The organism is Roseibium sp. ROS1, from assembly GCF_054658215.1.
Window position 1 is genome coordinate 485,722 of record NZ_BAAGIG010000002.1, and the last position, 12,421, is coordinate 498,142.

A 12,421-nucleotide genomic window follows, 5' to 3' on the forward strand; every position below is an offset into this window, starting at 1 on the left:
GACGTTGGTTACGCCAACACCGACCCGGACAACGCATCTGACGTTGATGAACTCCTCTTCGGTGTTCGTATGCAGCGTACCTTCTAATCAACCCTCACTCGAGGTTTGATGGAAAACCCGGCGGAAACGCCGGGTTTTCTTTTGTCTTGTCGGGCAAAAAGAACTGAAAAATGCGACGCACAGAGTGTCGCTGTAGCTCAGAAGCTCAGAAGCTCAGAAGCTCTAAGCGGAACAAGGCCAGGTGGCCGCCAGATTCAAACGCTTTTCAGAAAATCCGAAATCGTCTTGTGCGTCTCGCCATCCCACAGAACAGGGGCATGCCCTTGGCCGGGAATGGTTTTTGCTGTGGCATTCGGGTGGTTGTCCGTCATCCGCCGACATGTTTCCGGGCTCAGCAGATCCGAATGTTCGCCGCGAAGCACCAGAACCGGTCTGTCGGTCAGCTTTTCGTAAAGAGGCCAGAGGTCGGGTGTGGGCGTGGCATCATCGAGACTTGCCAATTGATGGGCGAGGGCGGGGTCGTAGTCCATCATCACATGTCCGTCCTGCTCGCTCGAAAGCTGGCCGGCCAGCTTGAGCCAGTCAGCCTTTCCGAAGGCAGGGAATTGATATCCGAGCGTGTGTTCCAGGTTGGCTGCGACGTCTTCATGGGAGGCGCATTTCATGTGGTGGCCGAGTGTTGCGGCTATCCGGTGGATCGCGCGCATCTCGATATGCGGACCAATGTCATTGAAGATCACGGCCGCCATTCGGGATGCGGGATAACGCAAGCCCATTGCCAGGGCATGCAAGCCACCCCGTGAAGTTCCAAGAACGGCAAAACGGTCCAGTCCAAGTTCCGCAATGGCAGCATCGATGTCCTTGTCTTCAACGGTCAAGGCGTAATTGCGCCAATCGGGATCCCAGTCGCTCTTGCCTCGTCCCCTGTAGTCGAGGGCGATGACCCTGTGGCCGCAAGTTTGAAGGAAACGCGCGATCTCATTGAAATCTCGTGTATTTCTGGAAAGCCCCGGCAGGCAGAGAACGGGAATTGGCGACGCTGCCCCTTCCGAATCCGGTTTGGCAGACGGCCACTCGCAGCCTGACAAGGTAAGGCCATCCGGGCTTTTCCAGGTAAAGTCTACTACTGGGGGCATCGGGGCGGTGCTGGAGCTGACAAGCGCTTCTTGCGGCGCAGAAGTCATGGGTGTCTCCCGTAACGTTTCCATCCAAAAGTTGTTTTTTTCAAAGATAGAGTGGATTGCGGGCGGGTGCCAATAGGAAGACTTCGTATCAGGCATTGAAAAGATGAGGCCAGGTGTCGCTGGAAGAGCGCAGTTAAGGCAAGAAAAGTCGAAAAGCAGCAGTTCTATAGCATTGGAACCATTGCTCCTTGTTCGGCAGATGAGTATGTTGCGCCTCCATCTGAAACAGATGCCCTTCCGCCCGTCGGAACCACGACAGTCATCCAAGAGGAAACCGAGATGTTTAAAGGTTCAATTCCAGCGCTGATTACCCCGTTTAAGGACGGAGCGCTTGATGAGAAACGGTTTCAGGAGTTCGTGGACTGGCAGATCGCTGAAGGTTCCTCCGGTCTCGTGCCCGTGGGCACGACCGGCGAAAGCCCGACGCTGACCCATGATGAACACAAGCGCGTTGTCGAACTGTGTGTAGAAGCGGCCGCGGGCCGCGTTCCCGTCATGGCGGGCGCAGGTTCCAACAATACGATCGAAGCAATCGACTTCGCGCAACACGCCGAAAAGGCCGGCGCCAATGCGCTGCTGGTCGTGACGCCTTACTACAACAAGCCGAACCAGGCTGGCATGAAGGCCCATTTCAAGGCCGTCAACGATGCCGTCGGCATCCCGATCTTCATCTACAACATTCCAGGCCGCTCGATTGTCGACATGCTGCCGGAAACGATGGCAGAGCTGTTTGAAACCTGCGAGAACATCAAGGGCGTCAAGGATGCAACGGCTGACATGGCAAAGGCCAGCCGTCAGCGCCATCTGTGTGGACCGGATTTCGTCCAGCTGTCCGGTGAAGATATCTCCGCACTTGCCTTCAATGCTCATGGTGGTGTCGGTTGCATTTCCGTGACCGCCAACGTAGCGCCGCGTCTGTGTGCCGAGTTCCAGGCTGCCACGCTTGCCGGTGACTACAAGAAGGCGCTGGAATACCAGGACCGGCTTGCGCCGCTACACCGGGCCATGTTCCTGGAGCCGAGCCCGGGCGGCGCAAAATACGCGCTTTCCCTGCTTGGCAAGGTGGACGAAGAGCTGCGGCTGCCTCTTCTACCGGTGACGGAAGCAGCACAAGCCGAGATCCGAGCTGCAATGGCACACGCAGGGCTGATCAACTGACCGGAAAAGGAATGGCACTGGCTGCCGGGAACTGACGTTCGTCTCGATTGTTTGCCTTTTCGAGACGAACCGAACTTCAAGGCGCTGGCGCCGGAAGGAAAAAAATGGCTCCGAGAAAAGGGGGCGATCCGGGGCGGACAATCATTTCCGACAACCGGAAAGCCCGGTTCAATTTCGAAATCGAAGACACCCTGGAAGCAGGCATCGAGTTGAAGGGCACCGAGGTCAAATCGCTGCGCAACGGCAAGGCGAATATTGCAGAATCCTACGCCGCCGAACATAAGGGCGAGATCTGGATCTACAACGTCTATATTCCGGAATACCTGCAGGCCAATCGGTTCAATCACGAACCCCGCCGTCCGCGAAAATTGCTGTTGCACAAGCGCGAGATCGGCAAGTTGGCTGGTGCCGTCCAGAAGGACGGCAAGACGATTGTCCCACTCAAGCTCTATTTCAATGAGCAGGGCCGGGCAAAGCTGGAATTGGCCCTTGCCCGGGGCAAAAAGCTGCATGACAAGCGCGAGACTGAGAAGAAACGCGATTGGCAGCGCGAAAAGTCCCGCTTGATGAAGAACTTCAGCTGATTTTCGCTATCCACAGCGGCGCTGCGTGACAATTCCATGACTGTGCGTAACCTGTTGAAAGCTTGCGCATAACGTGTGGAAGAGCTGTGCAGTTCCTGTGGGTAGTGGAAACGCTCATCCCGGACTTTTCCCGTGGATTGCCTGTGAGCATTCGCAGTGTAACCGTCTCGACGGACTTGTCCGGTATCTAAGCCGTCAAACCTTCCAGGATTTCCCGTTTCCAGTCGGGAATAGGGCAGGGTCTGCGAGTTTCACGGGTCACGTGGACATGGACAAAGCGGCCGTGAGCTGCTGTCGTCTCGCTTTCGCCGGCAAACAATCCAACCCTGAAAATTACAGAAGTTGAGCCAAGTTTTTCAACCTTCAGTCCTGCGGATATGATGGCGGGAAAGGTTAGTTCGGCGAAGTAATGGCAGCCGGTTTCTACCACCAGAAAGATCTCGGGGCTCTTTAGCGGGTCGAGCAGTTTCTTATCAACGTACCAGCTGTTAACAGCCGTATCGAAAAAGCTCAAATACTGAACGTTGTTGACGTGCCCGTAGATGTCCACATCCATCCACCTTGTGGGGATATGTTGAAAAGCTTTGAATTCGGACCTGTTTAAAGGTTCCGGCCTCGCCGCTTGTGGATGAGCTGTGATGTTCATAGCGCCGCCCTGTAGATTTCAAGCGCGTCCGTTTCGCCAAGCTCCCGCGGGTTGTTGACCAGCAGGCGGGTTTGCTTCATGGCGTCGCTCGCCATTTTGGGCAGATCAGTCTCGCTGATTCCGACATCGCGCAGGCGTGTTTGAAGGCCCAGTTTTGCAGCCAGGTCTGCCAGGTTATCTGCAAACACGTCAGAGCGCGCCCTGGCATCGTTTACCTCGGCAAGTCCAGGGAAAACAATTGGCGCAATCTCGGCATAAGTTTCTGAAGCAACAGCGTTATTGAACTTCAGGACATGGGGCAGAACCAGCGCGTTGGATAGCCCGTGAGGGACGTGAAACGTGCCGCCGATGGGATAGGCAAGCGCATGAACCGCGGCCACCGGTGAATTGGCAAAGGCCATGCCGGCAAGCATGGAGCCGAGCAACATCGCGCCACGTGCGTCCCTGTCGTCCGGTGTGAACACGGCCTTTTCAATGTTGGCGCCAAGCAGCTTCAAGGCTTCAACGGCAAGCGTTCGGGAGACGGGGTTGTTGTTCACGGATTTCGAGGCGTATCCCTCGATCGCGTGGACCATGGCATCTATCCCTGTCGCCGCAGTGACCGGGCCTGGCAGGCCAAGTGTGAGCAGCGGGTCGAGGATCGCAAGATCGGGAAGAAGGAAGGGAGAAACGACGCCGCGCTTTTCCTCATCCCCCACTGTAATGATCGAGATTGGAGTGACCTCGGAGCCGGTTCCTGCTGTGGTCGGAACGAGGATCAGCGGCAGTCGAGGCCCCTTGGCGTTTCCGATGCCCCAGGCTTCGTCCAGATCCTCGTTGCTGCCCAACAGCAGCGCGACAAGCTTTGCGACATCCAGGGAGGAACCTCCGCCGTACCCGATGATCGACGTTGCGCCGTGCGAGCGAGCTGCGTCCACGGCTGCATCGACCAGGGACCGCGGCGGATCGGCGACGACGTCACTGAACCGGGCGATGTCATGCCCCGCTCCCACCAGGGATGCCTCGCAGGACGCCTGCAGGCCGAGGGAAACAATGCCGGGATCCGTTACCAGAAAGGGGCGCGGCCCCAGAAAGGAAGCCGCGTGGCTTGCCAGGTTCGCAGCTGCTCCATTTTCGAAGACGATGCGCTGACTGGTATTGAACGTGAACGCCCCTATCATGAGTCCTCCCGGGTTTTCTTTGCCCCACAGTGCCCGGAAAAGACATGCGCAGTCGAGTGAAGATTGATCCGACTTTTGAAGAAGGCGGGAGGGGGTAATTTTCGAGGCCTGCAAAGTCTGAAGTTGTTCAGGCATGCATCTTCGCGCCCTTGGAAATTTTGTCTGCGACCTTCTTGTCCGCATGAAAGGCAATGCCGACCACTCTCGCATCATCCGGGCCAAAGCGCGAAAAGACCTCCCGGTTCGCACTGTCATGGCCCGTGGAGAACATTTCCTCGATGTAAAGACTTGCCGGAACCGAACGGTCCAGCGTCCGCCTGTGGATCTTGCCGAGTGTTTCCGCGTCGGCACTCAAGACGATGATCGGCTGGACACTCATCGGGTGATAGACATTGGTCGCCGCATCGCTATAGGGTTCGCCGATTATGCCGGGCTTTGCAGCGGCAACGCCGGTTGACAGGAAAGCAGTCACATTCAGCTTCTGCCAGACAGCGAGATCTTCTCGGACAACAACGACGAACTTGGTTTCGAACATGACTTTCAACTCCACGCGGGGATTACATCTTGAAGGCGAAAGCAAGGACCTAGCGGAGCCGAAGCCGAGTGGTCTTGAACGTTTGTGCGAAGTGAAAGCGGACAGGATCCAGGTAGCGCCGCCGGAAGAGGGGATCGAGCGCATTGACGCCCGGTTTCACGGCAATGGCTTTACACCTCACCGGCACGACACCTACGCCATCGGATTGACCATGAGCGGCGTACAGACCTTCAGTTATCGCGGTGAGAAACGTGCTTCGCTGCCTGGGCAGGTGATCGTCATTCATCCGGACGAGCTGCATGATGGTGGTGCAGGGACTGAACGAGGGCTCCGCTATCGCATGATCTACATTCCGCCGGAGCTGATTTGTGAAACCCTGGCTGCCTCGGGCAACGCGCGCCTGCCGTTTATCGGCTCACCCGTCATCTCCGACGCAGGCTTCAGGAAAGATCTGGCGGACGCCCTGACCGATATCGATCACGAAATGGGTCCTTTCCGGCGCGACTGCCTGATTGCGGATCTGGCAGCTTGCCTGGCTCGTCATGCCGATGACCGCATGGCAGGTGTCTCCTCATTGAACTGGCCGTCCCTCAAGGCCTGCGCCGAGTACCTGAGGGAGGGCTGTGCAGACCGTATAGCCATGGAGGAACTGGAGGACCTGGCGCAGATGGACAGGTTTTCCCTGTCGCGGCAGTTTCGAAAGGTCTTTGGAACGAGCCCGCACCGGTATCTCGTCATGCGGCGTCTTGAGAAGGCCAAGACCGAGCTGCATCAGGGAGCGTCACTTGCCGACGCGGCCTTTGCCAGCGGCTTTGCGGATCAAAGTCATCTGACACGTCACTTCAAGCGCACATTCGGGATGACACCTGGTCACTGGCGGCAGCTTTGCGCCGCCAGTATGGCTTAGCCCGATCGGAAAACGACCGGGAGCTTTGCCTTAAAGCTTGCTGGGCCCGAACTTGTTCGACCGGGGGAAACCCGTGGGCGGCAGGCGACCGGCCTGACCGCGTTCGCCGCGCCAGTCCGCAAGCTCTTCCATTGTCCGGGTAAAACTGCGGCCGGAACTGTCGGTCCAGGTCAGGCCGTCTTCGCCCTTGAAGACCCGAATGTCCGAGATGTTGCCGTCCCGGTAGCGCTGCAGGCGCACGCCGCGGCCGCGACCCATTTGCGGGATCTGTGCCATCGGGAATACCAGCAGTTTCCGGTTTTCACCGATGATGGCCACCTGGTCACCCGATGCCTCGACACAGATCGAGGCTTCCGCCGGAGCGCTGAGGTTGAGAACCTGCTTGCCCTTGCGCGTATTGGCAACGACGTCGTCCTCGCTGACGACAAAACCACGCGCTTCGGTGGTTGCCAGGAGCAGGTTTCGGCCAGGTTTGTGAACGAAGGCGTTGACCACATCCTGTGCTTCGTCCATTTCCACCATCAGACGTATCGGCTCGCCATGGCCGCGTCCGCCAGGCAGGCGGTCGGCACCAAGCGTGAAGAACTTGCCTCCGGTGGAGAACAGCAGGATCTTGTCCGTCGTCTCCGCATGCAGCGACAGTTTCAGTTTGTCGCCTTGCTTGAACGCAACACCGGAAAGGTCCGTCTGGTGACCTTTCATCGCCCGGATCCAGCCCTTTTCGGAAATGATGACGGTGATCGGTTCCTTTTCGATCATCGCCTGCTGGATGTCGATCAGGTCCGTCTCCGGAGCTTCGGACTTGTCGGTCCGGCGCTTGCCAATTTCGGTTTCAGGGCCATAGACCTTGGAGATTTCCGCAATTTCCTTGGAGATCTTGGTCCACTGACGCGCATCGGAACCGAGCAGTTTGGTCAGGTCGTCCTTCTCGGCCGACAGCTTGTCGTGTTCCTTGCGGATTTCCATTTCTTCAAGCTTGCGCAAGGAGCGCAGGCGCATGTTGAGGATGGCTTCCGCCTGAACGTCCGACAGCTCGAAAGTCTGCATCAGTTCGGCTTTGGGTTCGTCCTCTTCGCGGATGATGCGAATGACCTCGTCCAGGTTCAGATAGGCGACGAGATAGCCTTCCAGAACTTCCAGACGATGGTTGATCTGGCCGAGACGGTACTCGGAACGGCGGATCAGCACTTCCTTGCGGTGATCGAGCCATTCGCGCAGGACCTGTTTCAGGCCCATGACCATCGGCACCTTGCCCATGGAAAGGACATTCATGTTCAAGGAGAACCGGTTTTCCAGGTCCGTCAGCTTGAACAGGGATTCCATGAGGATATTTGCGTCGACATTGCGCGAACGCGGCACCAGGACGATGCGGATGTCTTCGGCAGATTCATCGCGGATATCGTCCAGAAGCGGCAGCTTGCGCGCCGTCAGCAGTTCAGCGATCTTTTCGATCAGGCGTGATTTCTGCACCTGGTAGGGGATCTCGGTGACGACGATCGCCCATTGCCCGCGGCCGAGATCTTCCACTTCCCAGCGGGCACGAACGCGGAAACTGCCGCGTCCGGTTTCATAGGCCTCGCGAATGGACCCCTGGTCCGACACCAGAAGACCGCCGGTCGGGAAATCCGGGCCCTTGATGTACTCCAGCAGCTCGCCGGTTTCCGCATTCGGGTTCTTGATCAGGTGTTGGCAGGCTTCACAGAGCTCGAACGCATTGTGCGGCGGAATGGAGGTCGCCATGCCAACGGCAATGCCCGACGAACCATTGCCGAGAAGGTTCGGGAAACCGCCCGGCAGAACGATCGGCTCCTTGTCCTCACCGTCATAGGTCTCGCGAAAATCGACGGCATTCTCGTCCAGGCCGTCCAGCAGCCGTTTGGCCGTGTCGGTCATGCGCGCTTCGGTGTAACGCATGGCAGCCGCGTTATCGCCGTCAACGTTGCCGAAGTTGCCCTGTCCGTCGATCAGCGGATAGCGCTGCGCGAAGTCCTGGGCGAGACGAACGAGGGCATCGTAAACTGCCTGGTCGCCGTGCGGGTGGTATTTACCGATCACGTCACCAACAACACGGGCACATTTCTTGAACCCGGACCCAGGGTCCAGTTTCAAAAGGCGCATTGCGTAAAGCAGGCGCCTGTGCACGGGTTTCAAACCGTCGCGCACATCCGGCAAGGCCCGGTGCATGATGGTCGACAGTGCATAGGCCAGATAGCGCTCTTCCAGCGCATTCTTGAGATTGATGCTCTCAATGCCGCTTGGCGGCGGTGTCGTCTCTTTTCCCATACTTGCTTGCTAGCTGTTTCAGGCACGAGGTGCAATTCGCTAACTGCCTCGAATGGCCGGGAACAGCGGATTTTCAACGGATTTTACACGTCTGTGGGTGAATTTCTATCCGCTACAGGCGACGGCAGGAGAGTACGGAAGGCGTGCGAGCAAGAAGTCCATTCAAAGAAAAACTCGAAGTAAAATATCGAAAACTGCGAAGCTTCCTTGATGTCATGTCAAGGAGAGAGCGGTATTAATCCAAGAAAGGCTGCGGATTTTACCGATGCCGGGTTAAACTTTGGAACATGCCTGAATGGGTTCAAACTGGTTGACGTCGGCCGTGACGGCTTTCAAAACGTGGGTTGCTGGTGATAGTGGCGACCCGGACGTTGCCCTTGCGCAATATCAGTTCATCCAGCGCCAGACACCGTTCCTCTACATGATGAGCCTGGCTGGCGGTTGGGGTTTGTCGGTGACGCACTGGTCGGTTGCTCCGATCGCTCTGACGCTTGTGGTGCCGCTACTCGTGACCGCCTTCGCCGTGCAGCGGATCGTGACGGTTCGCAGGCGCCAGAAAGAAACGCCGAGCCACGCTGAAATTCTTGTCTGGCAGAAGCAGGCCAAGGTCCTGGCGGTGGTTTCGCCTGCGATTTTCTCGATCTGGGTTCTGTCGCTTTTTCCCTATGGCGGGCCATACCTGCAGGTTCAGGTGGTCTTCACGATTGCCGTCGCCAATCTGGTGCTGCTTTTCTGCCTGATCCATTTTCGCGCGGTTGCCCTCATCAACGCCTTCTGCGCCAACACCTTGTATTTTATATACTTTGCCATCGCAGGCGAGCATGTCTTCACCTATTTCGCGCTCTATGGAATAGCGGCTTCCATGGGGGCCTTCTTCATCCTGAACAACCACTATCGCGGCTTCATCAAACTGATCCGCACGGGTAGGGATCTGAAACGTCATTCCGAGGAACTGGAACACAAGCAGGATGAAACCCAGAAACTGAGTGATCTGAACTATTACATCGCAAACCACGATCACATGACCGGTCTGCCCAACCGGCGTTGCTTTCTTCTGGAACTGGACCAAAGCTTCAGGTCGGCTCGCCAGTCGGGGGAACCGCTGTCGTTATGTGTATTCGATCTGGGAGGCCTTAGGGCCATCAACAACATCTATGGGCTCAACACCGGAGATCAGATCCTTCTTGAGGTCGTGCGGCGGCTGAAATCCAAGCTCGCACCGCAAATGTTCGTGGCCCGGATTGCCGGTGACGAGTTCGCATTATTAGCCGTTGGGGACGAAGCAGCCTTTTCGGATGTCAGCAGTTTCTTTGACGAATTGTTTGCAGAGAGCTGCCAACTGCCGGGAGCCAGCATGAAGCTGAACTATGCCGCCGGTATAGCTCATCTGGATGAAAGCGTTCTGTCACCGACGGACCTGCTGGAACACGCCGTCTACGTTCTCCAGGAAGCAAAGCTTAATCGGAACGAGCCGGTTGCCGTCCTCGGACCGCGCCACAGCGAACAGATGCTGTCCCACGCCAGAGTTACCCAGGCGCTGCAGTCGGCGGATATTGAAGCCGAATTGTCGGTTGCCTTTCAACCGATCGTGGATGTGGCACACAACCGGATTACGGGTGTGGAATGTCTTGCCCGTTGGAACAGTCCGTTGCTGGGCAATGTGCCTCCAGGTGAGTTCATCCCCATTGCCGAACGTTGCGGAGTGATCAACAGGCTGACGCTGATCTTGTTGCGCAAGGCGCTTGAAGCCGCTCGTCACTGGCCAGCCGATCTGAAGCTGTCTTTCAACCTGTCGGCAAGCAACCTGTCGTCCCGTGGTTTCGTGCAGGAGATACTCGACCTGTTGGAGAGCTTCGGATTTGAGCCAGGGCGACTGCATTGCGAAGTGACGGAAACTTCCGTGATGTGGGATTTCAAGGAAGCGAGCCGGGCGATCCTGGCTTTGAAGGAAACCGGGATCCGTCTGTCACTCGACGATTTCGGCACCGGTTATTCGAGCCTTTCCCATGTTCACAAGCTGCCCCTCGACTGCATCAAGGTCGATCGAAGTTTCGTCCACGGTATTCGGCCGGATACGGCCGGATATGGCATCGTCAAGTCGCTGTTGGCCCTCAGCCGCGACATGGGCATTGCCTGCGTTGTCGAAGGCGTTGAAACGGAAGAGGAACTGTCCGTTCTAAAAAGTCTCGGCACAAGCGAAGTGCAGGGCTACCTGTTTTCCAGGCCGCTTTCCGAAGCGGATCTTGGACGCCTGTTTGCCACGGGCATGACCCTTTCCAGCGGCACTATGCAATCGGACGACCCTCCGGTTGCTTTGGAGGCTGCCCAGGCAGGATGAAGGCGCGTCGTCTAAATACCTTTGGTTGCAGGAAAGGATTGTAGTAATCAGCACCGTCCCTTAGACCGTCGAAAGGTTTATTCAGCCGCACTGCCAATCGTGTGGTTCCTTTGCTGGGGGGGGGGCATGGCTTCCAAACGCAAATCTTTTCGCTGGCTCTTGGTCGGTTTGGTAGCGCTGGTTCTGGTCGCGGTCGCGGTGTCCTGGAACGATTTTTACCTGCTGCGCCTGAAAACCTATTCCAATCTTTCAAGCAACATGCGTCCGACCCTGGAGGTCGATGAAGTTGTTCTTGCGACAAAAATCTTCCCCTCAATGGGCGAGCACTATGAGCCAGTCCGCGGAGACGTAATCGTTTTCACTATCGCCGCCAAAAGAGCGAACGATTATATGAAAAGGGTCATTGGCTTGCCTGGCGAGCGCATACGGCTTCAGGACGGCGTGGTGCTGATCAATGATGTGCCTGTTCCACGTCAGGCCCTTGCAGACTATCGCTACGAGGATCGAGACGGCTCAGAGATCTCTGCTCCGCGATTCAGGGAAACTTTGCCGAACGGCAGAAGTTACGAAGTTCTGGATCTCGATCCGCAAGGAGAAATGGACACGACAAGAGAATATGTCGTGCCCGACGGTCATCTGTTTGTAATGGGCGACAATCGAGACAATTCGGTCGACAGTCGTTACACGGATTACATCGGATATGTACCGCTGAGTGGGGTCTCCGCTGTCGTTGAGATGATCCTTCTTCCGAAAGGCGAGGGCAGTTCGCTGTGGCAGCCGCAGCAGCCGGGTTCAAGTTAGCACGTGACCCTGAACGGTCAGAAATTCCAGGGAAATTCGGTTCGGTAACGCTTCTCAAGGGCGGAGAGTACCTGGCTTCGCGTGCCGCCGTCCCTGGTGCCATGTTCCTGCAGGTATCTGTTCAGAAAAAAGCTTGTCAGGTCGAACCCCTGGGTGACATCAGCCCAGGTCAGCTCACTGCCGGCCTGCCGTTGCCCCTCAAGAAGAAAGCCGGGCAGGGGCAGCAGACGGTCATGATAGGGCGTGCCGGCTTCCCGGCAGACCGCACGGGCGGATTTCGGCGACACGTAGGCAAGGTCTTCGTTGCTGCCTGTGGCGGCGCAGGACGAAAGATCGAGACCGATGCCGAGGTCGCGCAATACCTCAAGCTCGAAACGGACCAGAAGCGCGGCTGCCGCGTCCGAAGCCTCCAGATGGTCCAGAACCACCGTTAGCGCATTGAACAGTCTCGGGTAGGCGTGGCGTTCGGGCAGGAGACGGAGCAGAAAGGCCAGATGCTGAAGCGCGGCCAGACCGAGGCTGCTGGTCATGAGGTCACCCGCCCGCAGGGTTTCCGGCTCTATGTGAAATTGACCGAGATGGTCGGAAAGGCGTGCCTTCCAGGTGAGGGTAAGCTCGTTGCCGGGCTGCAGAACAGGCCGGTGCCGCCGAGAGCGGCCACCACGGACGAGACCGAGGTGGCGGCCATGATCCAGCGTCATGGCCTCCAGAATGACATCGTTTTCGCCGTGTTTGCGGGTGGTCAGCACCACGCCGCGTCCGCTCCATTCCAAGGGCCGTTTCCCGTTTCATGTCAGGCCGGGAGTTTGGCGGATTCGGCGATCC

The 12,421-nt window shown here is 57.4% G+C and carries 11 protein-coding genes; 5 read left to right on the forward strand and 6 right to left on the reverse strand.

Features of this window, described 5'->3' with window-relative positions:
- Window positions 1–254: 254 nt before the first annotated feature.
- Entirely contained in the window at window positions 255–1,184 is a 930-nt protein-coding gene (locus tag ACYQ6M_RS10410) for an alpha/beta fold hydrolase (RefSeq protein ID WP_367021386.1), read from the reverse strand.
- Between the two features lie 279 nt (window positions 1,185–1,463).
- Here ACYQ6M_RS10410 and dapA point away from each other — a divergent pair, with 279 nt between their 5' ends.
- Window positions 1,464–2,342: a 4-hydroxy-tetrahydrodipicolinate synthase gene (gene dapA, locus ACYQ6M_RS10415; RefSeq protein WP_023003772.1), complete on the forward strand. Its 879-nt coding sequence runs from the start codon at window positions 1,464–1,466 to the stop codon at window positions 2,340–2,342.
- Between the two features lie 104 nt (window positions 2,343–2,446).
- Entirely contained in the window at window positions 2,447–2,926 is a 480-nt protein-coding gene (smpB, locus tag ACYQ6M_RS10420) for an SsrA-binding protein SmpB (RefSeq protein ID WP_023003773.1), read from the forward strand.
- 187 nt (window positions 2,927–3,113) lie between these two features.
- Here the strand turns inward: smpB and ACYQ6M_RS10425 are convergent, their stop codons facing one another.
- From ACYQ6M_RS10425 to ACYQ6M_RS10435, 3 genes are all read right to left on the reverse strand, one after another.
- Window positions 3,114–3,572, reverse strand: a complete 459-nt coding sequence (locus ACYQ6M_RS10425; RefSeq protein WP_460073669.1) for an acyl-CoA thioesterase — start codon at window positions 3,570–3,572, stop codon at window positions 3,114–3,116.
- The gene (locus ACYQ6M_RS10430) at window positions 3,569–4,732 is read right to left on the reverse strand and encodes an iron-containing alcohol dehydrogenase (protein WP_460073671.1); all 1,164 of its coding nucleotides are present in this window, start codon (window positions 4,730–4,732) and stop codon (window positions 3,569–3,571) included. The genes ACYQ6M_RS10425 and ACYQ6M_RS10430 overlap by 4 nt, the downstream gene beginning before the upstream one ends.
- Before the next feature lie 127 nt (window positions 4,733–4,859).
- Entirely contained in the window at window positions 4,860–5,267 is a 408-nt protein-coding gene (locus tag ACYQ6M_RS10435) for a DUF2000 family protein (protein ID WP_460073673.1), read from the reverse strand.
- Here ACYQ6M_RS10435 and ACYQ6M_RS10440 point away from each other — a divergent pair.
- Window positions 5,266–6,174: an AraC family transcriptional regulator gene (locus ACYQ6M_RS10440; RefSeq protein ID WP_460073674.1), complete on the forward strand. Its 909-nt coding sequence runs from the start codon at window positions 5,266–5,268 to the stop codon at window positions 6,172–6,174. The two genes, ACYQ6M_RS10435 and ACYQ6M_RS10440, sit on opposite strands and share 2 nt — an antisense overlap.
- 30 nt (window positions 6,175–6,204) lie before the next feature.
- Here the strand turns inward: ACYQ6M_RS10440 and parC are convergent, their stop codons facing one another.
- Window positions 6,205–8,457 carry a DNA topoisomerase IV subunit A gene (gene parC / locus ACYQ6M_RS10445; protein ID WP_055653428.1) on the reverse strand — a complete coding sequence of 751 codons (2,253 nt, stop codon included), beginning with the start codon at window positions 8,455–8,457 and terminating at the stop codon, window positions 6,205–6,207.
- A gap of 322 nt (window positions 8,458–8,779) precedes the next feature.
- Here parC and ACYQ6M_RS10450 point away from each other — a divergent pair, with 322 nt between their 5' ends.
- Both ACYQ6M_RS10450 and lepB read left to right on the forward strand, forming a co-directional pair.
- Window positions 8,780–10,795 (forward strand): putative bifunctional diguanylate cyclase/phosphodiesterase, encoded by a 2,016-nt coding sequence (locus ACYQ6M_RS10450; protein WP_460073676.1) that lies wholly within the window; start codon window positions 8,780–8,782, stop codon window positions 10,793–10,795.
- A gap of 126 nt (window positions 10,796–10,921) precedes the next feature.
- Window positions 10,922–11,596 carry a signal peptidase I gene (gene lepB, locus ACYQ6M_RS10455; protein WP_228868869.1) on the forward strand — a complete coding sequence of 225 codons (675 nt, stop codon included), beginning with the start codon at window positions 10,922–10,924 and terminating at the stop codon, window positions 11,594–11,596.
- A gap of 17 nt (window positions 11,597–11,613) precedes the next feature.
- Here lepB and recO read toward each other — a convergent pair whose 3' ends face one another.
- On the reverse strand, window positions 11,614–12,369 hold the full coding sequence (gene recO / locus ACYQ6M_RS10460) for a DNA repair protein RecO (protein ID WP_055653434.1): 756 nt from the start codon (window positions 12,367–12,369) through the stop codon (window positions 11,614–11,616).
- Window positions 12,370–12,421 lie beyond the last annotated feature (52 nt).